Below are 21120 nucleotides of genomic sequence, written 5' to 3'. Positions count from 1 at the left end.
ATCTCCTTAACCTCCAATAAACACCTAATGTTTCCAGTTTACTAGAAATTAAATAATTTTGGCGAAAGTGTAAAAAACTGTTTAGCAGAAACTGTCAACTTTATTCTAGCGTTTACAAAAGCAAGTCGATATTATAAACATTAATATTTATAATGCTAAAAAGTATTATTGAATGATGTCCAGAAAGTGTATATTGTCTATTCTTAAAATAGTAGTACAAGCATCTTACCATTGCATATAGATATGTAACAGCGTTGATTAGTATAAATATCGGAACAAAACGATGATAAAAATTCAAAGGACTAAATACAATCAATAAGATATATAAAGAGTAAAGTGTAATTAAGGGATATCTAACCCAAGGAACAAATATTCTTTTATCATACTGTGAAATGATAAATATAAAGGAAATTGTTGCTAAAAAAATAGAAATATCTTTTATTTTAAACATTGCTTCGAAGGATAAATCTGGAAGAATGAATAGAATCGTCCGTTCACTTAAACAAAAATTAATAATTGCGAAAAAAATACATGATAGTGCAAATGAAAGAATGAAAAATTCCTTCCTACGATATCTTTCAACAAATAGATATAAAAGAATATAAAGCAAACCAATCGTCATTAAAATTGTAATAACAGATACTTCTGAAAAGACTTTCTGATAATGGAATTTAATTAATTGTTTTTGTTCGCCAAAAAATAACGAGTTTGCAATCCCTGCACTATTATAGGAGAAATCGGAAACTTGGATAACTAAGTCGATCGTATCTGTTTCTGTTTGGAAGAAAAGTAATTGTGGATTATTTCCTTCTATATAACTCTCTTTATTATCAGAGGTAACGCCTTCCTCACTGATTAACTCCCCGTTTATGTATATCTTACTCGCACTTCGTATGTTCTGCTTTTTTATTCCTAAAATTTTGTTTAGAGGGACATTTTGAATTTGTAATCGATACGTACCAATTCCCTGATCTTCTCCCTTTGACCAAGGACCGGGCACATTGAGTAAAGTTGCATTTGTGATAGAACCATCTGAGAAATCTAGTGGATCATACAACTCCCCTTCGTAAAATTCCCATTCACCATCGAGGGGGATAATTTTTTCATCGTAAAAGTTACTGTCGTTCAAATCGAGAATCCCTTTATGTGCAAAGGATATGTTTTCTTTATTTTCTATAAGAAGTAGAGGTACAAATAACAGCATCACGCCAATGAGTAAGAATATTATCTTATGTATTTTCAAATAAATACCTCCGATAGTATAAAATAACGACCTTTTATTAGTAATTTTATTATAAATTTGAATAGGTACTAAGTCTATATAGGGAAAAGTTATATTTAGAAAAGCGATTTGAAACCAATATTTTAGCAAAGAGAAGGATTAAGGGCTTTTAAATTTTTAAAAAGCTTTTTAAAAAAACTAATTCGAATCCTTGTAAGGGTTTTGTAAGAAAGATGTAATAGACACGCAAAATCTTGATGTTTCATAATCTATTTATTAGTAATTTTAAGTCTATGAGATTATGCTCAAAAAGGAAGGTACATGTATGGGAATAAATCCTACTGATGCACAAATTTCTATAGCAAATCTATGCGAAGAAACTATTTATATATTAATTGTACCTTTTAAAGAATGGGATTGGGGTGATCGAGGTTTTACGATAAACTCTGTAGATGATGAATCTAAATCCTATATCAATTCTTTAAGTAGTTTAATTGCAAAACTTCATTTACACTCTATGCAAAAAGCTAGTGAAGGTGAGCATAATCAAAAGAAGTTAAAAGAAATAAATAGTGAAGTTGTCACATTCCTAAATAAAGAGGCAATTATCATTCCAGCGGGTCAATTTAAGAAGATTACGAGTGATAAGGGGAGAAATTCGTTAAGAACCTTTGCACTATCTGGTTGGGGTTCTTTATTTGGTGTTTCTGATCTAACATTATCTATAATTTCAGCTACTTTAAGACGCCAAGCCGTTATACAGACAAATTATAACGATTCCTGGGTTGTAGAGTCCCATGAGATTGGAAAAGCCAAATCTAGTTCTATTTGGGATATCGACAGAGGAAGCGAATCCTATAAATTTTAATATCTTGTAAATATAAGGTTTCTCAAAAAAATGAGATACCTTTTTTATTTAATAGAATTAGAAAAAATTAACTTGTATTATCGATGATTTATACCTCTGTTAACCCCATCTATTCGAATTGTTCCTCACCAATAAAAGTTACATCAAAAAATTGAATACTTCCCACAACATTTGTCTAGATTGTTTATTATGTGAAAAATTATAGAACCTTGTACCATAAGTTGGGGAAAAAACCATTTTTTATGTTTAAATTATCCCTTTCATTCCCATACTACCTTTTAGTAATGCCTCCGAGAATTGTTGTACTGTGTTTCCAATTGCGGAATTAATGCTGTTTGTTCAGAATGTGTAAGTCTCTAATGCTATTGATGTGTCTTATATTACTCACACTTTTGCCTAAACTTTTGTAAGTCTGCTTTTTCCACAAAAAACCTTTGATAATAGACTTTCTGTCGTATTTTCACTAGTTTCAGCGAATTAGTTCTACTATTGTCAGCTGAAAAGGATTTTGACCAAATGTTGTGGAATTAAGCGCATAAGAGGAGGCGAACTAACAAAATGAACTATGAAATGGACATGCATTTAAATGACATAGCAGTAATCAGGCTATATGGTGAACTTGATCATCATGAAGCAGAAAAAATACGTAGTCAGATTTCAAAAACAATTTTACAAGGAAATTTAAACACAATTATCTGGAACTTAGAGAGATTAAACTTTATGGATAGTTCTGGAATTGGTTTAATATTAGGTCGCATGAGAGAGCTTAGCGCGGTGAATGGACAAACAATCATTTTAAACCCGTCAAATACAATGAAAAAAATATTCCAGTTTTCTGGTCTCGCTTCATACATGATGGATGGTACGGAGGCAGATGCAATTTTACACGCAAGGGGGATTGTGAATGGATAACGAAATGACTCTTACATTTGTAGCAATTAGTGAAAATGAAAGTCTTGCGAGGATGGCAATTACTAGTTTTGTGGCACAGCTTGACCCAACAATTGATGAACTTTCAGAATTTAAAACAATTGTTTCAGAAGCGGTTTCAAATGCAATTATTCATGGTTATGACGAAGACGGTAAAGGGATCGTCACTGTACATGCAGTTCGCGATGGAGATGTCATAAGTGTCGCTGTAAAAGACAATGGAAAAGGGATTTTTGATGTGAAACGTGCAATGGAGCCGTTATTTACTTCAAAAGCTGAGATGGAACGTTCGGGTATGGGCTTTACGATTATGGAAAGCTTTGCTGATGATTTGCAAGTTGAATCTGAACCGAATGTTGGTACAGTTGTTACCTTCTCAAAAAAATTTTACTCGGTAAAAATGCCTCAAATTTCTTAAATGAGTAACAATATATCGAGCTTTCAAAAAATTCTGGACGCAAATACAGTCGTATTTGATAGAAGTGAGGGGGATGAGGACAATCGAACAGCCGTCCAATGTTTTGTTGACACAGGAAGAAATGCGGGAGCTTATTGGAAAAGCTCAGTCTGGTGATATCGAAGCAAGGAAACAAATGATTGAAGGAAATACGCGGCTCGTTTGGTCCATTGTTCAACGCTTTGCATCTCGTGGGGTAGAATTAGAAGATTTATTTCAGATAGGTTGTATCGGTCTGATGAAATCTGTTGATAAATTTGATTTATCCTATGACGTAAAATTTTCTACCTATGCTGTCCCGATGATAATTGGAGAAATACAACGTTTCTTGCGCGATGACGGCATGGTGAAAGTTAGTCGATCAATTAGGGAATTGAATTATAAAATACGACATGCAACCGATGAATTTTTAAAAACAAACGAAAAGCCACCATCAATTTCTGAGCTTGCAGATATCCTTGGTGTAACACAGGATGAAGTGCTCGTTGCAACGGATGCTATGCGAGACCCAGCATCACTTCACGAGCAATTGTTTGAGTCTGAAGGCGATTCCATTACATTAATGGATCAAATGAAAGATGAAAAGTCTGAATTGCCGTTTCAATACATTCCATTAAAAGAAGTTTTAACAAAGCTAGACAAACGTGAACAGGCGATTATTTATTTAAGGTACTACTTAGATCTGACCCAAACAGACATTGCCGAACGTTTGGGTATATCGCAAGTTCAAGTTTCACGTTTAGAAAAGAAAATTTTAGCGCAACTTAAGTCATGGATGGAAACAAACACATCACGAACTACTAAAAAGACGGTGAATAAATGACAAACAAGATTTTCACATCTATAGACGATGCAAAAGAATTTTTATACAGCAAGTTTGGAAAAGACGAGTCATTTGATGTTTGTATTAAAGATTTACACGTGTATAGCTTACCTATCTTATGTGTATACATAAGTGGATTGGTAGACGGAAACACGATAACTGAACAATTGACTCCTCTTTTTCATGATTATGGGAAAACCGATGAATGGGAAAAAGAAATTGAAGATGAAGACAAATATTTTGATGATCACTTTAATTTCTATGGAAAATCGGAACCGAAAGACCGAGATGAATTTTTACTTGGTGTTTTGAGTGGACAAGTTGGAATCATTACAAAAAGTGGTTTTGGATATGTTTTAGAGCTTCGAAGCTATCCAGGTCGTCAACCGGATGAACCAGATAACGAGAAAGTTATTCGTGGTTCTCGCGATGGATTTGCAGAGAATATTATGTTAAATACTGCATTAATCCGAAGACGAATTCGAACAGCAGATTTACGCTTCGAGCTCCATAAAGTTACTGCAATTGGTCAAACAGATGTAGCAATCGCTTATATCAATGGTTTGACTAACGAAAAGAATTTGAAGTGGTTGAAAAAAAGATTATCTGAAATTAACCATGATGGTTTAACCATGTCTGACAAATCTTTAGAAGAATGGCTGTTTAAACAAAAATTCCATCCATTGCCATTTGTAAGGTATTCGGAAAGACCTGATATCGTTTCGGCGCATTTATTAGAAGGCCACATTGCAATAATTGTGGATACTTCGCCTTCAGTAATAATTGTGCCTATTTCTATGTTCCATCTACTTCAGCATGCTGAGGAATATCGGCAATCGCCTTTTATTGGAACCACTATGCGATTTCTACGGTATTTCGCAGCATTCTTTACATTAACGCTGCTACCAATTTGGTATCTATTAGCCACCCATGAGGAATTTTTACCTGCAGCATTAGATTTTATTGGTGCAAAGGAAAAGTCTTCAATACCTTTATTTTTGCAAATAATTATTGCTCATTTAGGACTAGAATATTTACGTATTGCAGCGATTCATACACCAACACCTTTATCTACTGCAATGGGATTAGTAGCAGGTATTATCATTGGGCAAATTGCAATTGATGTTGGGTTATTCTCTCCTGAGGTCATATTGTATACAGCAGTAACTGCTATCTTCTCTTTCTCAATCCCAACTTTTGAACTGAGTGTGGCGTTAAAATACTTCCAATTCTTCATTTTAATAATGACCGCCTTGGCAGGGGTAAATGGTTTCTTTATTTCGATATTTATTTTATTCTCGTATTTATGCTCTCTAAAACCAATGAAAGTTCCATATTTATGGCCGCTAATACCGTTCTTTCCAAAGGCGTTTTCGAGAGTCTTTATTCGTTTCCCAATGGCAGACGATGCAATCAGACCGTATATTGTTGGGGCAAAACAACGAGATCGTTCATAAATCTTGCGTTGCGTTAGCCTTATTCATGTGATAAAGTTCCCTCATAAGGTAATTTTCTATAACGAAAAAATTTTTTCGTTTGTTACGGAGGGAACATTATGCATTTATACGGTACACAAAACATAAATGAAAATGGTCATCTAACGATTGGTGGAGTCGATGCAGTTGAATTAGCAAATTCATACGGTACTCCACTTTTCGTTTATGATTTAGAATTAGTTAGAAAACGTGCACGCGGATTTATCGGAACATTCCAAAAGTTAGGCGTAAAAGCGGAAGTGGCCTACGCTTCAAAAGCTTTCTCATGTGTTGCTATGTATCAAGTAGCTCAAGAAGAAAATCTTTCTCTTGATGTTGTATCTGGTGGGGAATTATACACTGCTATCAAATCTGGTTTCCCTGCAGAAAGAATTCATTTCCATGGCAATAATAAATCATATGCTGAATTAGAATTAGCATTCGATACAAAAATTGGTTGTATTGTAGTAGATAATTTTTATGAAATTGCATTATTAAAAGAAATTTCTGAAGCAAAACAACAACCAATGAGTATTTTATTACGTGTTACACCAGGTGTTGAAGCGCATACGCATGACTTTATTACAACAGGTCAAGCTGATTCAAAATTTGGCTTTGACTTAAATAATGGACAAGCTGATGAAGCATTCCAAAAAGTAACGGATCATGAATATCTTCAATTATTAGGTTTACACTGCCATATCGGTTCACAAATTTTTGAAACAGATGGCTTTAGCTTAGCTGCTGAAAAGTTAATGCAAAAAATTGGTGAGTGGAAAGAAAAATACAACTTCGAATGTACTGTATTAAACCTAGGTGGAGGATTTGGTATCCGTTATACAGAAGAAGATCGTCCGCTTGAACCACAAGTATATGTAGAAGAAATGATTAAAACAGTTCAATCCCACTGTGCACAATTAAATTTAACAATGCCAGAGATTTGGATTGAGCCAGGTCGTTCCCTTGTAGGAGATGCTGGTACTTCTCTATATACAATTGGCTCACGTAAAACCGTTCCTGATATTCGCGAATACATTGCAGTTGACGGTGGTATGAGTGACAATATTCGTCCTGCTCTTTATGATGCAAAGTATGAAGCGGTTATTGCTAATAAAGCAAATGAAGAAAAAAATAGTACATATACTGTTGCAGGGAAATTATGTGAATCTGGGGATAAATTGATCGTGGATGCTTCTTTACAATCTGCTGAACCAGGCGACATTTTAGCGATTTTCTGTACAGGTGCATATGGTTATTCAATGGCTTCGAACTATAATCGTGTTCCTCGCCCAGCAGTTGTATTTGTTGAAGGTGGTCATCATCAATTAGCAATTAAACGAGAGTCTTATGAAGACATTGTGCAAAATGATCTCCCTCTTACACTTCAAAAAGGTGAGTAACGCATGAAAAGAATATCAAAATGGTGGTTGTTAGGAATTCTATTAGTTTTTAGTATTGCCTGGGCTTTATTTTATCTATATGTGATTATTCCAAACGCACCGAGAGAAGAAGAAAATACATTAGGTTTGGTATTTATTGGTAATATAGTTGCATCCTTTGCTAAAATCGTGTAGGATATGAGTTGTTGTACGATAGAAAATGAGGGATTGTTATACAATGTTAATTCGCTATAAAAAACCTTTAGAAAAAATAGCAATGGGTCTACTTTCGTTAATGCCACAAGAAAAAGACGTTAAACGATTAATGGAAACGATTCAAGCTTACGATCAAGAAGATGATTGGTATTTATACTTATGGAAAAAAGACGAAGAGTATATTGGAATCGTTGGCATTCTTGACGAAGGCGATACAGCTACAATACAACATATTACCGTCGTACCTTCATATCGTGGTGAAGGTGTAGCAATTGCAATGCTAAAAGAACTTTTAAAGACAAGCCAATTTAAAACTTTAAAAGCAAATGATGATACAAGACCTTTTATAGAAAAATGTTTACCTATATTAGAAGAGGCAGACGCATAATTTACGTCGGCCTCTTCTTATTTTTCTTATTTAATTGACGTTCTTCCAATTTCTTATTGCGTGCAATAAGAATATCTGAACGATCGCGGAGCATATGTTTATGAAGAAGATAATTTAATGGTACTGTGGGAAGTTCACATATTTTCTGATGAACTAAAGCAGATAATTCATTATTTTGGATAATAATTTGAAATGGAGTAAATTCATCTCCCTTTTTAATTAACGTTATACTATTCTCGCAATCGTTATACAATTGGTTAAAATGGATAAAATCAAAAAATGGTGAAGTTTGATTGGTAGAAAAGTTATGCAGTGCTTTTTCTAATATTTTCATAGCTCCATTTCTATTATTTCGTCGCCAATGATACATGCCTGTAGCTAATTGGACATATCCTACCAATGGGTGATTTTTGTCACCAGGAGCAACTTCCTTCCAGTATTCTTCCAACACTTCATGGCATTCAAAATAATCCTGGTTCCCATTAAAATAAGTGCAAAAATCGACAAACAATCTATGAAACAATGGATGCATTCAAACCCTCTTTCCTCTATACTAAAATTTGAACAAAATGCATGGGCACTTAATTTGGACAACTGTTTTCAGATTAGACACATGCATAGTAACAACAACATACGTCAGGTGGTTACATATGTATGAAGTAAAATTAGAAGCCTTTACAGGACCTCTTGATTTATTATTACATTTAATTAACCGTTTGGAAATTGATATATACGATATCCCGATGGCAGAATTAACAGCACAATACATAGATCATATCCATGCAATGAAAGTGTTAGAGCTAAATGAAGCAAGTGAATACCTCGTAATGGCAGCGACACTTTTAGCAATTAAAAGTAGAATGCTTCTTCCGATTCATGAAGGTGAAATGGAGGATGCTGAATTTGAAGTGGATGGACCAGATCCACGTGAAGAGCTTGTAACAAAATTAATTGAATATAAAAAATATAAAGAAGCAGCAGTAGAATTAAAACAATTAGAAGAAGAGCGGGCACAAGTGTTCACTCGACCACCTACAGACTTATCAGCTTTTATGCCCGATGAACAATTAGCACTTTTTGATGCAAATGTTAATGTATATGATATGTTAAGCGCATTTCAAAAGTTATTACGTCGGAAGCAATTAAAAAAGCCGTTATCTACCAGAGTTACAAGGCAAGAAATATCAGTAAAAGATCAAATGATGGCGGTCATTGGTTCTTTAAAATTAAATGGTGGTAAAACCTATTTTTCAAAACTCTTTCCCTATGAAGATAAAGCAACAATTATCGTAACTTTTTTATCATTATTAGAGCTAATGAAACGTCAGGTTGTTTTGGTAGAACAACAAAATAATTTCGAAGATTTAACCGTTACATTACAAAAGGAGGCAACTCTTGATGAACTTGAACAACTTGATGAGCAAAATTGAGGCGCTTCTTTTCGTAGTTGGTGATGACGGGCTATCAATAAAACAACTTTCTCAATTACTAGAAGTCGAAACAATGGAAATTGAAGCAGCATTAAGTGAGCTTGAAACAAATTATAATGAACATGCTGAGCGTGGAATTACATTAAAAAAATTAGCTGGTACTTATCAAATTACAACGAAACCGGAGTTAGCTGATAGTATCAAAAAACTTGTAGAAAATCCTAATAGTAACGTATTAACAACCGCATCATTAGAAGTTTTAGCAATCATTGCGTACAAGCAACCTATTACAAGAGCTGAGATTGAAGATTTACGTGGTGTAAAAAGTGAACGTCCCATCCAAACTCTTGTTTCAAGAGCATTGGTCCAGGAAGTTGGACGAGCTGAAGGGACAGGGCGTGCTATCCTTTATGGGACAACAAAGGAATTTTTAAATTATTTCGGATTAAAAGATATTAAAGAACTCCCTCCATTACCTGAAGGGGATCTCGTTGATCAGGAAGAGGAAACCGACTTATTTATGACGAAGTTCCAAGAAGCTTTCAATGAAGAGTAATTTGTCAAAGGAGTGGCTTGTTGAAAAGGTTTGCTAAAGTGTTTATTGCGAGCATTTGTTCATTCTTCATTTTTTTCTCTGTAGCAGAAGCAGCAAGTGCATCATATGCAGTGATAGATGCGGATACTGGCCGATTATTATTCGGTAGTAATGTTCATGAAAAAAAGCCGATTGCAAGTTTAACAAAGATGTGGACTGCACTTATAGCGATTGAAAATAACGATCTTAAAGAAGAAGTTGAAATTTCTAGACAAGCAGCATTGAGTGAGGGATCCTCTATCTACCTTGAACCAGGGGATAAGGTAACGATAGAAGAATTGCTATATGGACTTATGTTGCGTTCTGGAAATGATGCTGCTTACGCCCTAGCAGAGCACACTGGAGGATCAATCGAAGGCTTTGCTGATTTGATGAATGAGAAGGCACGTCTTTACGGATTAAATAATACGTACTTTACAAATCCATCTGGTTTACACAATGACCTTCATCTATCGTCTGCCTATGATACGGCGCAAATGTTACGAATCGCTATGCAAAACGATACATTTAAAAAGATATCTTCCACAATTAATTATAAAAGCCCTTCTAAAAACGGTGTCACATGGCAAAATAAACATAAACTATTAAGACAACAAGTTGGGGCTGTCTCAGGGAAAACCGGCTTCACGAAAATTGCGGGTAGAACATTAGCAACTTATTTTGAGCAGGGTGAAGAAAAGGTTATTGTAGTTACGTTAGGTGAATCAAATGATTGGCAAGTACATACATCACTTGCAAATAAGGTATTTTCAGAATATGACTATGTAACAGTTGCGGATAAAGGTGAGTACAAAGCAACCGAAGACAAAATAGTTGAACTTAAGAAGCCGATTAAATTATTGCTAAACAATGAAGAAGAAAAGAAATTACAAAATGTTCTACATCTTTCTCGAAAGCAAAATGAATTTGGCATTTGGCATGTTATGTTAAATAATGAGAGTATTTATGCAACGAAGGTAAATCTAAAGTAATCCAAAATTGGATTAAGTTAGGAACTTTAGTATTAAATAAATCGTTATAAGATTAAAAACAGACTGCTTATTTGGCAGTCTTATTTTATTGTTTTAGGGAAAATAATACGTGATAAATGGAATAATAGAAATAAGTTATTTTCCTTTAATAATGCGACAGAATATGACATAATTTTTAGCAGTATATGACCGACTAACAAAATGGAAGACAAAAGGTGAGGAAACATGGAAAGATTGCAGAAAGTAATTGCCTATGCAGGTATTGCATCTAGAAGAAAAGCGGAGAGCTTAATTTTAGAAGGTAAAGTAAAAGTAAACGGAAAAGTCGTAAAGGAGCTAGGCACGAAAGTTTCCAATTCTGACACAATTGAGGTAAATGGTGTAAAACTTGAAAAAGAAGATAAAGTATACTTCTTATTATATAAACCAAGAGGCGTAATCTCAGCCGTTACAGATGATAAGGGTAGAAAAACGGTTACGGATATCTTTAAGAAACATGTTCATGAACGTATTTTCCCAGTAGGAAGATTAGATTATGATACATCTGGTTTATTGTTATTAACGAATGATGGGGAATTTGCTTATCAAATGACACACCCAAAATTCAAAATTGATAAAACGTATATTGCGCGAGTAAAAGGTGTTCCGACAATTGAAGGCCTCAAAAAACTTCAACGAGGCATTAAACTTGAAGATGGTAAAACGGCTCCTGCAAAAGTAAGTATGACTTCATTTGATCTAAAAGCAGGAAAAGCTATATGTGAAATTACCATCCATGAAGGAAAAAATCGACAAGTCCGTCGTATGTTTGAGGCGATCGGTACACCAGTTGTTAAGTTAAAACGTGAACGCTTTGCTTTCTTAGATTTAACAGGTCTAAACCCAGGGGAGTATCGACAACTTACAAAACATGAGGTTAAGTTGCTTCGTGTCTTAGCTGAGACAGGAAAAATTGATTAACACTAGGGAAGTAGTGGAAAGGTTCATAAATCATTCATAAACAGAAAAAATTTAAAAAGTGATTTTTGCTATAATGGAGAAGATTGTATTAAGTAACGGGGAGGTAATCGGCTATGGATAAAAAGAAAAAACGTTCAATTACTCGCGGTGTCATCCTTGTTGTTTTATTAGCTGCAATAGTTTATACAGTATATAGCTCGGCAACAAAGGACAAAGTAAAACTTCTCCAAGTTGGCGATAAAGCACCAGATTTTGAACTTGTCGATTTATACGATAGCAATATTAAACATCGTCTGTCCGACTATGAAGGAAAAGGAATCTTTTTAAATTTCTGGGGTACATGGTGTGAGCCATGTAAAAAAGAAATGCCAGCGATGTCTAATCAATACGCAATTTATAAAGATCAAGGAGTAGAAGTTTTAGCAGTTAATATCGCGCAAACAGAATTTGAAGTAAAAAACTTTATTGAAGGTTTAGGTGTACATTTTCCAGTTGCAATCGATGAAACGAGAGATGTAATGACTGAATATACGATTGATCTTCTACCAGCAACGATCTTAATCAATCCTGAAGGGGAAGTTGAAAAAATTATCACTGGTGAAATGAATGAACAACAAATAGCTTCATACATGGAATCCATTAAGCCAGAACAGGAGTAATTTAAGATGGAAAAAATTATTTGTGCTTGTGGACATGAAAACCCATTTGGAACCAAGTTATGTGAAAAATGCGGACGACCATTAACCGAAGAAGTGAAAAATCAAAAAGTTTTGGACATGCGCTACGATGGAATTGCCATCCGCTCCAAAACACGCAACAAATCAATTGTAGATAAGATTTGGAACTTCTTTTCTAGTGTAAAAGTAGGGGTTTCCCTTATTTTTATTAATTTAGTAGCTGCTTCAATTGGAACAATCTTTCCTCAGGAGTTTTATGTAAATGTAGCAACTGAGGCTGAAAGAGAAATTTACTATGAAGAAACATATGGATCCCTTGGTAAATTGTATTATACATTGGGATTATCGGATGTTTATAGTTCATGGTGGTTCCAAATTTTAGTAGGACTTTTGGGGATTTCAATCATTATTGCAAGTTTAGATAGAGGAATTCCGCTTCATCGTTCTTTAAAAAATCAACGTGTAAAACGCCACGAAAGTTTTATGAAACGTCAACGTGTCGTAGCAGAAGGCCCAGTTACTGCTGGAGACTCTGCGAAAACCCTTGATTTAGTTGAAGAACAAATGAAAAAATTAAAATATAATGTTCGTCGTGAAGGCAATGCGATTTTAGCTGAACGTGGACGATTTGCGCGTTATGGCCCATACATAAACCATGTAGGTCTAATTGTTTTCTTACTTGGTGTCATGTTAAGACTATTGCCAGGATTCTATGTTGACGAATCGATGTGGGTTCGTGAAGGTGATATTCGAACAATACCAGGTATGGATGGTTACTTTATTGAAAATGAAAAATTTATATTAGAACTTCATGATAATGAAAAAACGGAAGCACAAATTCAACAAGGTGTGAATGCGGTTGCAAAGAATTACCAAACGAACGTAAAATTATATAAACAGCCGGATGATGCTCTTCCAGGTCAAACAGACAATTTAGAATTAGTAAAAGAATATTCAATTCGAGTGAATCATCCACTAAAACATGAAGGTTATTCACTGTATCAAATGGATTTCCGTTTAAACGAATTAAAAGGTATGAATTTCGCTCTTACAAAGAAAGAAACTGGTGAAGAATTAGGGGATGTAAGTATTGATTTAACAAACCCTCAAAAAGAGTATGTCATTGATGATCAAACAAAAGTGGAATTATTAGGTTATTATCCAGACTTTAGTGGGTTTAAAAATGGTGAACCACAAACGGCAACATCTAACCCTAATAATCCAGCATTTATTTTCAAAATGACAACACCAGAGAAACCAGATGGGGAAGTAAGTTTTGTGGCAATTAAAGAAACGGTTGAACCAAATGGTGACAATGTATACAAAATGTCATTCAAGGGTATAGAAACACGAAATATGTCTGGGTTAACGGTTCATAAAGACAGAACAATTCCTATTTTAATCGTTGGTGGAATCATCTTTATGTTAGGTGTTGCAATTGGATCTTATTGGAATCACCGTCGAATTTGGGTTGAACAATTACAAGATGGTACAATTCGACTTGCAGCACATACAAATAAAAACTGGTTTAGTATAAAGAAAGATTTAACTGCAATTACAGAAGTTGCACATTTACCTCAATTTATTGACCAAGTTGAAAAAGAAAATAATGAAGACGGGCAAAAAGAAAAGGAAGGTGACAGCACCTTATGAGTTTGATTGATTTAAGCGGTAACTTACTATTTATCGCGTTCTTAGCTTATTTAATTGGGACATTATTGTTCGGTGGTGCAATTAAAAGTAATAAACCCGATGGAGCAGCGAAACGTGCGGATAGATGGGGTAGAATTGCTATCATTGTTACCATTATCGGTTTCCTTGCACAATTAGGGTACTTTATTACACGATGGATGTATACGGGACATGCTCCTGTAAGTAATATGTTCGAATTTACAACTGCATTCGGTATGTTTATCGTTGGTGCATTTATTTTAATTTATTATATGTACCGATTAACTGCACTTGGCTTAGTCGCATTACCGATTGCTTTATTAATTATTGCATACGCAGCGATGTTCCCGAGAGATGTAACACCTCTTGTTCCATCATTACAAAGTTATTGGTTAACAATTCACGTAATTACAGCTGCACTTGGACAATCTATTTTAGCGATTAGTGCAGTAGCGGGGTTAATTTATTTATTAAAAGCAGTAGATCCAAAAGTAAAAACAAAAGGTCGTTTTTGGTTAGAGGCAGTACTATATTTTGCTGTCCTTGTAATTGGCTTTATTGTTGTAACTGTTACTTTCAGAAGCATGGGCTACGAAGCGGTATTTAATTATGTTGATAAAAATGGTGCTCAACATGAAATTATCTATAACGTACCAGCTGTGTTTGGTATGAACGAATATGTATTATTAACAGATGATGTTATGGAACCAATTGCAGAAATGCCTCCTGTTATTAATGCGAAAAAATTAACAGTTGTATTCTGGTCATTTATCGTAGGTTCAATTATTTATTTACTATTTAGATTAATTTCACGTAGAAGAATTTTAGATTTGCTACATCCATTAGTACGTAAAGTTAATTTGAATTTATTAGACGAAATTGGTTACCGTTCTGTATTAATTGGTTTCCCTGTATTTAGTTTAGGTGCACTAGTCTTTGCGATGATTTGGGCACAAGAAGCATGGGGTAGATTCTGGGGATGGGATCCGAAAGAAGTATGGGCTCTTATTACTTGGTTATTCTATGCAGCGTTCTTGCATTTACGTCTTTCAAAAGGATGGGAAGGGAAGAAGAGTGCTTGGCTTGCGTTAATCGGCTTTGCAATCATCCTTTTCAACCTAATTGTCGTGAATCTAGTAATTGCAGGTCTACATTCTTATGCATAATAATTAATATTTTTGAAGGTTCTTCTCTATCTTGGGAAGAACTTTCTTTATATGTATTACCCGTTAATGTAAGTTTTACTATATCATCTTTTATTTTTCGACATGAAATTGTACAATAATATAAGAGAAAGAATGAGAGGGGTAAAACCTATGTCTGAAAATATATCTGTATTAGTAGTTGATGATGAAGACCGTATTCGTCGCCTATTAAAAATGTATCTTGAACGCGAAGGCTATCAAGTAGAAGAGGCGGAAAATGGCGAAATTGCACTCTCGAAAGCTTTAGAAAATGATTACCACTGTATATTATTAGATATAATGATGCCTGAGAAAGACGGGCTTCAAGTTTGTGCAGAATTGCGTGAAAAGAAAACAACACCAATAATCCTTTTAACAGCAAAGGGCGAAGAGGCAAATCGTGTACAAGGTTTTGAACTTGGGGCAGATGATTATATCGTAAAACCGTTTAGCCCACGTGAAGTTGTACTTCGTGTGAAGGCTATTTTAAGACGTTCTTCTGCATTCTCACCGGTGTCAAGTCCATCTTCATCAAAGGATTTAGTTGTATTTCCACACTTAACGATTGACCATGATGCTCATCGTGTAACAGCAGATGGAACAGAAGTAAACTTAACTCCTAAGGAATATGAGCTTTTATACTTCTTAGCGAAATCACCGGATAAAGTATTTGACCGTGAGCAATTATTAAAAGAAGTTTGGCATTATGATTTCTTCGGTGACCTACGAACAGTTGATACACATGTAAAACGTCTACGTGAAAAACTAAATCGTGTGTCAGAAAATGCTGCAAAAATGATCGTGACGGTTTGGGGCGTAGGTTATAAATTCGAGGTTATAAATGAATAGAATATGGAGAAGTATTGTCGGGAAGCTATGGATTACCATATTGCTTCTCGTTTCATTTGTATTATTCGTCTTCACAATTTTAATGTTAGAGTTTCTTGAAAATTACCATAAAGAAAAGGCAGAACAATCATTAAATCAAACCGCCTCAACCATTGCCAGTATAGTTGATAAGTATAACTTAGAACATTTAGCAGATGAAATCATTGAAGAAATGTTGCCAGAAGATACAAATGCACTTTTAGTATCTCCAGATCATCTGGTTGTTTCCGCTTTTCAAACAGGAATTAATAAAGTAGAAATTCAAGAAAGTATTGTAAATAGTAAAGATTTTAATAAAATATACGAATCGAATAAACCGATTATAAAAGAAATGATACTTCCATCTCAAATTGAAGACGACAAGATGGAATCGTATTTTGTGCTTAGCTACCCGTTAAAAAGTGAAGATGCTTTACATGGGGCAATCTTTATCTACCAAAACCCAACTGCTTTGCATAAAACTTCACAAAAAACAACGAAAATTGTCTTTCTTTCAGCATTTATCGCGTTTGTTTTAACAACATTCTTTGCATTTTTCCTATCTTCCCGTATTACGTGGCCATTACGTAAAATGCGTGAACACGCCTTTGAATTGGCAAAAGGGAAATTTGATGCAACGTTACCAACAACTCAAAATGATGAAATTGGACAACTCGCAATGGCATTTAATCAAATGGGGAGACAATTAAAACATCATTTAGAGGTTATTAATCAGGAGAAAGAACAATTAGCAAGTGTCTTAACTTCGATGACGGATAGTGTAATCACCTTTAACCGTGATCGTACGATTTTATTAAGCAATCCACCAGCGGATCGATTATTACAAAAATGGTTCCTGCGAAAAAAATCGCAAGGTGATAGTCCAATTCCAATTGAAATTTATGAGATGCTAGAGCATGTTTTAGATTTTGAAGACAAATTAGAAGAAGATATTGAAATGGATGGTTCTTATTACCGAATAACGATAAGCCCATTAAAAAATAGTCAACAATCCATTCGTGGAGCCATTGCTGTAATACGAGATATGACGGAACAATTGCGTTTGGAAAAACTGCGATCAGACTTTATCGCAAACGTTTCTCACGAGCTTCGAACACCGATTGCCATGTTACAGGGCTATTCAGAGGCACTATTGGATGATGTCGTGACAGAAGAAGAAGAACGCAATGAAATGATTCGTATCATTTACGATGAATCCCAACGAATGGGGCGCCTTGTAAAAGACTTACTGGATTTAGCACGCATGGAATCTGGACATACAACGCTTTATAAAGAAGATGTCTCTGCTGTCCATGTCCTTGAGCGTATTACTCAAAAATTTGCTCAAGTTGCAAAAGAAAAACACGTTAATCTGAAATTCAAAAGCTCTTTATCAGAGGATGTTATGATCAGTCTTGATGAAGACCGAATTGAACAAGTACTGACAAATCTAATTGACAATGCTATTCGACACACACCTGAAAATGGAAGTGTGACAGTCTCCTTGGATCAAGAATTCTCTTATGCAAAAATTCAAGTGGCAGACACTGGTGAAGGCATTCCACAAGAAGATTTATCCTTTGTCTTTGAGCGTTTCTATAAAGCAGATAAAGCACGTACTCGCTCAAAAGGCGGAACAGGATTGGGCCTTGCCATAGCAAAAAATATCGTAGAAGCACATAAAGGAAATATTAAAGTCGATAGTACAGTTGGCGTTGGCACAACCTTCACTTTCCATTTACCATTATAAGCAGGGGAAACTTTCCTCTGCTTTTTTTGTTGGTTTAGAAACACACCAATAGTAGATTTATTAAAGAAGTTTTGGAATAATAGATAAATGTGTGGGATTAATAGACAAAATTGGGTTAATAATAGAAAAAATGAACAATTAATAGAAAGTCTACAAAGTCCAATAAAAATACACGCTTTTTTTAATGATGTAACCTTTTTTATTCAAACTCGACAAATATAAAGAACGGGGGTGGTATGGATTGAAGAAATCCATTTTCCATTCGTTATACGATCGGTATCATCAAGATGTCTTTCAATTTTTAATATACTTAGTGAAAGATCGTGGAGTTGCAGAGGATTTGTCCCACGAAGTATATGTACGGGTTTTGAAATCCTATGAACGATTTGAAGGAAGAAGTTCCGAAAAGACTTGGCTTTTTGCCATAGCGAAAAATGTAGCCATCGATTATTTCCGAAAAAATGCAGTCCGTTCATCTCGTAATTTTGATGCATTTAACTGGGAAACGGAACAGCTTGTTTCACCGACAAAATCGCCTGAAGCATTAATTGAATTAAACGATGATATGCAGCAATTACTCGAAGCTTTAGAAAAATGTACAGGGGATCAAAAGATGGTTATAATCATGCGATATTTTCAAGAATTATCTATTGCAGAAACAGCAGCGATATTAAATTGGACTGAAGGAAAAGTCAAAACTACCCAACATCGAGCGATTAAGAACCTACGAGATTTATTAACAACATCTGGTAAAAAGGAGGCAAATCATTATGAGTCATGAAAAATGGGACGATGAAAAAATCGAACAATTGCTTTCAAATGTACCAAAAATTCATGATCATCGTTCAAAAGATGATGTGCTTCAACGATTAATAGATGATGGAGTTTTTGACGAAGAAGAAACAAAAATTGTTAAAAAGAAAAAACGGAATTGGATCCCGATTACAATATCTGCCGCAGCACTCATTTTATTTGCAATTTTAATACCTTCATTTATGAAAGAGCTAAATCAAACATCAGAAGTATCGGAAGAGAGTATGAAGATGGAATCTACAGAAGATACGAGCCAAATGGAACAAGAGTCTGCTACAGAATTAGCGGAAAATCGAACAATGATGACGATGGATGCGGTTAATCTAAGCACAGCTGTCTATCCAGATGAAATTGAAGGAAAAACAATTTTCCAATTAGGTTTAGCGAGTGATGCAGCTGATAGTGTTCCGGTAACGGTACTAATCCCAAATGAACGGATTATGGAGGATTTCGGCAAAATTAAGCCTACTGGTGTTGACCTTTATAATCAATACGCACCACTATTTGATGAAAGTTCGATTGGTTTTAGTGAGTATCATCCCTATGTTGGAAAAATATCAGAACAAAATCAACAAGTTGTTCATACATTACCAAAGAATCCGCCATATGATTCCGGATCGGCAGGACCAGCTACGTATGAAGCTTCCCTTATTGATACATTCAGTTACTACTATGATGAAGCAATTACGTTAGATGAAACAGGTTCACCTTTTGTATTTAGTGAAGTTGGAATGCCAAATAAACCAATACAGTTAAAGAACCAATATAATTATTACAGACATACACAAGCAGACGGATCAGAATATTTAGCACCAAATTTTCGTTTAACTTTTAGCACTATAGAAGAAGCCATTTCAGCAATGAAAGAGGAGGATAATGATATTTATCAATCTGTCATTATCGAAGGAGTTGATTTTAAAATTTCAGTTGAAGGTGACATTGTGACAGTTGCATTTACTGATCAACTAGATTTAATGAATTACGATCAACAAGATGCTATGCAAATGATAGAAGGTATTTTATTAACAGCGGCTAACTTCAATATGCAAGTACAATTTAATAACATTGTACAGACGGGATGGCAGGGATTTAATTTTAGTGAACCACTACCTATGCCAATAGCTGCAAACGAAGTATCTTATGAACTAGTTCTACAATAAATCGAATTATTCAGTAAATTCAATAAACTATTTTACTTCTATTTACAATACTTCTTTTCCGAGATATAATAGTACCATAAAACAAATTTAATATTTGATTCATCTTCGGGGCAGGGTGTAATTCCCGACCGGCGGTAATAGGAAACGCAACTTCCGACCATTCACATGGAGGATTTTGCAGATGTTTTCTTCAGCCCGCGAGCTTTTTTATAAAGCAGGATTTGGTGCGATTCCAAAGCCGACAGTATAGTCTGGATGGGAGAAGGTGAAGGTACGGTCTTTATTCGATTCGTTTTTGAATTGGAAAAAACTGTACGCTAAAAGTATGCAAATATATTGTTGCACATACTTTTATTTGAGTTGCCAATTTTCGTGTTGGTAATCTCTTCTTTCGCGTACGATTTTTTACCACTTCAAGTCAATGTGCCTATTTTCTCCCTTATGCTCATTTTGCATAAGGGATTTTTACATTGAGAAACGAATTTTGGTGACTGTCCTTTCTTCTTGCGAGTTGAATCAGCAAAGAGGAGAGATTGCGATGAAACATCAAAAACTTAAGTTACGTTCATTCGTAACGATTGCTATGTTAAGTAGTATTTCATTTATTTTAATGCTTTTAAATTTCCCGCTACCATGGTTCCCGGTGTTCCTGCAAATTGACTTTAGTGATGTACCGGCATTAATTGCAGCTATTACAATGGGTCCATTAGCTGGTATTTTAGTAGAATTATTTAAAAACATTCTGGATTGGATTTTCTCGGGAGCACCTACTGGAGTTCCAGTTGGACATATGGCAAATTTCGTAACGGGAATCTTATTCATTTTACCTGTATATTACATCTATAAAAAATTACCTACAATAAAAGGTTTAACATTTGGTTTAGTAGTTGGTACAATCACGATGTCTGTAGGAATGAGCTTATTAAATTATGTTGCCTTCTTACCAATGTACTCTTATTTCCTTGGTTGGGGCAGTTTCGATATGAAAGAAACGATTGTATTAGGTATTTTACCGTTTAATATAGTAAAAGGAATTATGTTATTAGTGATTGTTATTGTGTTATTCCGTACGATGAGAGTGTGGATCGAAAATCAACGAGCACAATATCTTCTATAACAATATTAAAAATCAACGGGGTGGTGTCGTCCCGTTGATTTTTTTGTGGTTCTATATTAATTGTTGGGGTTTGCCTACAATTTATGAAAAACAAAATGCACAACATCACCTATTTTTCTATACTTGAGTTGACTAGAAACAAGCAGAAAAAGGTGAGTTGTGCATTA

At 34.8% G+C, this 21120-nt stretch carries 22 protein-coding genes and 1 riboswitch; of the genes, 20 read left to right on the top strand and 2 right to left on the bottom strand.

Going from position 1 to position 21120, the window contains the following annotated elements:
* Positions 1-112: 112 nt before the first annotated feature.
* A complete protein-coding gene (locus tag D8M03_RS14795) occupies positions 113-1243 on the bottom strand; it encodes a 7TM diverse intracellular signaling domain-containing protein (RefSeq protein WP_121215602.1) in 1131 nt (376 codons plus the stop codon).
* A 304-nt stretch (positions 1244-1547) separates the two neighbouring features.
* Between D8M03_RS14795 and D8M03_RS14790 the strand changes: the two genes are divergently transcribed.
* The 8 genes from D8M03_RS14790 to D8M03_RS14760 all read left to right on the top strand — a co-directional run bounded on the left by D8M03_RS14790 (position 1548) and on the right by D8M03_RS14760 (position 7758).
* Positions 1548-2090, top strand: coding sequence for a hypothetical protein (locus D8M03_RS14790; protein ID WP_121215601.1), 543 nt, complete (start codon positions 1548-1550; stop codon positions 2088-2090).
* Between the two features lie 558 nt (positions 2091-2648).
* Positions 2649-3002 (top strand): anti-sigma F factor antagonist, encoded by a 354-nt coding sequence (gene spoIIAA / locus D8M03_RS14785; protein ID WP_121215600.1) that lies wholly within the window; start codon positions 2649-2651, stop codon positions 3000-3002.
* Entirely contained in the window at positions 2995-3438 is a 444-nt protein-coding gene (gene spoIIAB / locus D8M03_RS14780; RefSeq protein ID WP_121215599.1) for an anti-sigma F factor, read from the top strand. Before spoIIAA ends, spoIIAB begins: the two co-directional genes overlap by 8 nt.
* Before the next feature lie 73 nt (positions 3439-3511).
* Positions 3512-4300: a SigF/SigG family RNA polymerase sporulation sigma factor gene (locus D8M03_RS14775; RefSeq protein ID WP_121215598.1), complete on the top strand. Its 789-nt coding sequence runs from the start codon at positions 3512-3514 to the stop codon at positions 4298-4300.
* On the top strand, positions 4297-5757 hold the full coding sequence (locus tag D8M03_RS14770) for a spore germination protein (RefSeq protein ID WP_121215597.1): 1461 nt from the start codon (positions 4297-4299) through the stop codon (positions 5755-5757). Before D8M03_RS14775 ends, D8M03_RS14770 begins: the two co-directional genes overlap by 4 nt.
* Positions 5758-5855: 98 nt before the next feature.
* Positions 5856-7175, top strand: a complete 1320-nt coding sequence (gene lysA / locus D8M03_RS14765; RefSeq protein WP_121215596.1) for a diaminopimelate decarboxylase — start codon at positions 5856-5858, stop codon at positions 7173-7175.
* Positions 7176-7178: 3 nt separating this feature from the next.
* Positions 7179-7349 carry a hypothetical protein gene (locus tag D8M03_RS17790; RefSeq protein ID WP_170148464.1) on the top strand — a complete coding sequence of 57 codons (171 nt, stop codon included), beginning with the start codon at positions 7179-7181 and terminating at the stop codon, positions 7347-7349.
* A gap of 43 nt (positions 7350-7392) precedes the next feature.
* Entirely contained in the window at positions 7393-7758 is a 366-nt protein-coding gene (locus D8M03_RS14760; RefSeq protein WP_121215595.1) for a GNAT family N-acetyltransferase, read from the top strand.
* 1 nt (position 7759) lies between these two features.
* Here D8M03_RS14760 and D8M03_RS14755 read toward each other — a convergent pair whose 3' ends face one another.
* Positions 7760-8290, bottom strand: coding sequence for a DUF309 domain-containing protein (locus D8M03_RS14755; protein WP_121215594.1), 531 nt, complete (start codon positions 8288-8290; stop codon positions 7760-7762).
* Between the two features lie 118 nt (positions 8291-8408).
* Here D8M03_RS14755 and D8M03_RS14750 point away from each other — a divergent pair, with 118 nt between their 5' ends.
* The 12 genes from D8M03_RS14750 to D8M03_RS14695 all read left to right on the top strand — a co-directional run bounded on the left by D8M03_RS14750 (position 8409) and on the right by D8M03_RS14695 (position 20953).
* Positions 8409-9188 (top strand): segregation/condensation protein A, encoded by a 780-nt coding sequence (locus D8M03_RS14750; RefSeq protein WP_121215593.1) that lies wholly within the window; start codon positions 8409-8411, stop codon positions 9186-9188.
* Complete coding sequence (gene scpB, locus D8M03_RS14745; protein WP_170148463.1) at positions 9157-9744, top strand: SMC-Scp complex subunit ScpB; 588 nt, start codon at positions 9157-9159, stop codon at positions 9742-9744. Before D8M03_RS14750 ends, scpB begins: the two co-directional genes overlap by 32 nt.
* A gap of 20 nt (positions 9745-9764) precedes the next feature.
* Complete coding sequence (locus D8M03_RS14740; protein ID WP_245987622.1) at positions 9765-10754, top strand: D-alanyl-D-alanine carboxypeptidase family protein; 990 nt, start codon at positions 9765-9767, stop codon at positions 10752-10754.
* Positions 10755-10979: 225 nt separating this feature from the next.
* On the top strand, positions 10980-11714 hold the full coding sequence (locus tag D8M03_RS14735; RefSeq protein ID WP_121215591.1) for a pseudouridine synthase: 735 nt from the start codon (positions 10980-10982) through the stop codon (positions 11712-11714).
* A gap of 113 nt (positions 11715-11827) precedes the next feature.
* Positions 11828-12373: a thiol-disulfide oxidoreductase ResA gene (resA, locus tag D8M03_RS14730; protein ID WP_121215590.1), complete on the top strand. Its 546-nt coding sequence runs from the start codon at positions 11828-11830 to the stop codon at positions 12371-12373.
* A gap of 6 nt (positions 12374-12379) precedes the next feature.
* The gene (gene resB / locus D8M03_RS14725; protein WP_121215589.1) at positions 12380-14044 is read left to right on the top strand and encodes a cytochrome c biogenesis protein ResB; all 1665 of its coding nucleotides are present in this window, start codon (positions 12380-12382) and stop codon (positions 14042-14044) included.
* On the top strand, positions 14041-15228 hold the full coding sequence (gene ccsB / locus D8M03_RS14720) for a c-type cytochrome biogenesis protein CcsB (protein ID WP_121215588.1): 1188 nt from the start codon (positions 14041-14043) through the stop codon (positions 15226-15228). Before resB ends, ccsB begins: the two co-directional genes overlap by 4 nt.
* A 150-nt stretch (positions 15229-15378) precedes the next feature.
* Positions 15379-16095, top strand: a complete 717-nt coding sequence (locus tag D8M03_RS14715; RefSeq protein ID WP_121215587.1) for a response regulator transcription factor — start codon at positions 15379-15381, stop codon at positions 16093-16095.
* Positions 16088-17863 (top strand): ATP-binding protein, encoded by a 1776-nt coding sequence (locus D8M03_RS14710; protein WP_121215586.1) that lies wholly within the window; start codon positions 16088-16090, stop codon positions 17861-17863. The genes D8M03_RS14715 and D8M03_RS14710 overlap by 8 nt, the downstream gene beginning before the upstream one ends.
* A 241-nt stretch (positions 17864-18104) precedes the next feature.
* Entirely contained in the window at positions 18105-18644 is a 540-nt protein-coding gene (locus D8M03_RS14705; protein WP_121215585.1) for an RNA polymerase sigma factor SigX, read from the top strand.
* On the top strand, positions 18634-19836 hold the full coding sequence (locus D8M03_RS14700; RefSeq protein ID WP_121215584.1) for a hypothetical protein: 1203 nt from the start codon (positions 18634-18636) through the stop codon (positions 19834-19836). Before D8M03_RS14705 ends, D8M03_RS14700 begins: the two co-directional genes overlap by 11 nt.
* Before the next feature lie 97 nt (positions 19837-19933).
* A riboswitch (FMN riboswitch) is annotated at positions 19934-20107 on the top strand.
* 267 nt (positions 20108-20374) lie between these two features.
* The gene (locus tag D8M03_RS14695) at positions 20375-20953 is read left to right on the top strand and encodes an ECF transporter S component (protein ID WP_121215583.1); all 579 of its coding nucleotides are present in this window, start codon (positions 20375-20377) and stop codon (positions 20951-20953) included.
* The last annotated feature ends 167 nt before the right edge of the window (positions 20954-21120 follow it).

Origin of the sequence: Ureibacillus endophyticus (assembly GCF_003628435.1) — a bacterium.
GTDB lineage: Bacteria > Bacillota > Bacilli > Bacillales_A > Planococcaceae > Ureibacillus > Ureibacillus endophyticus.
This window is presented reverse-complemented; position numbering and strand designations above follow the sequence as displayed.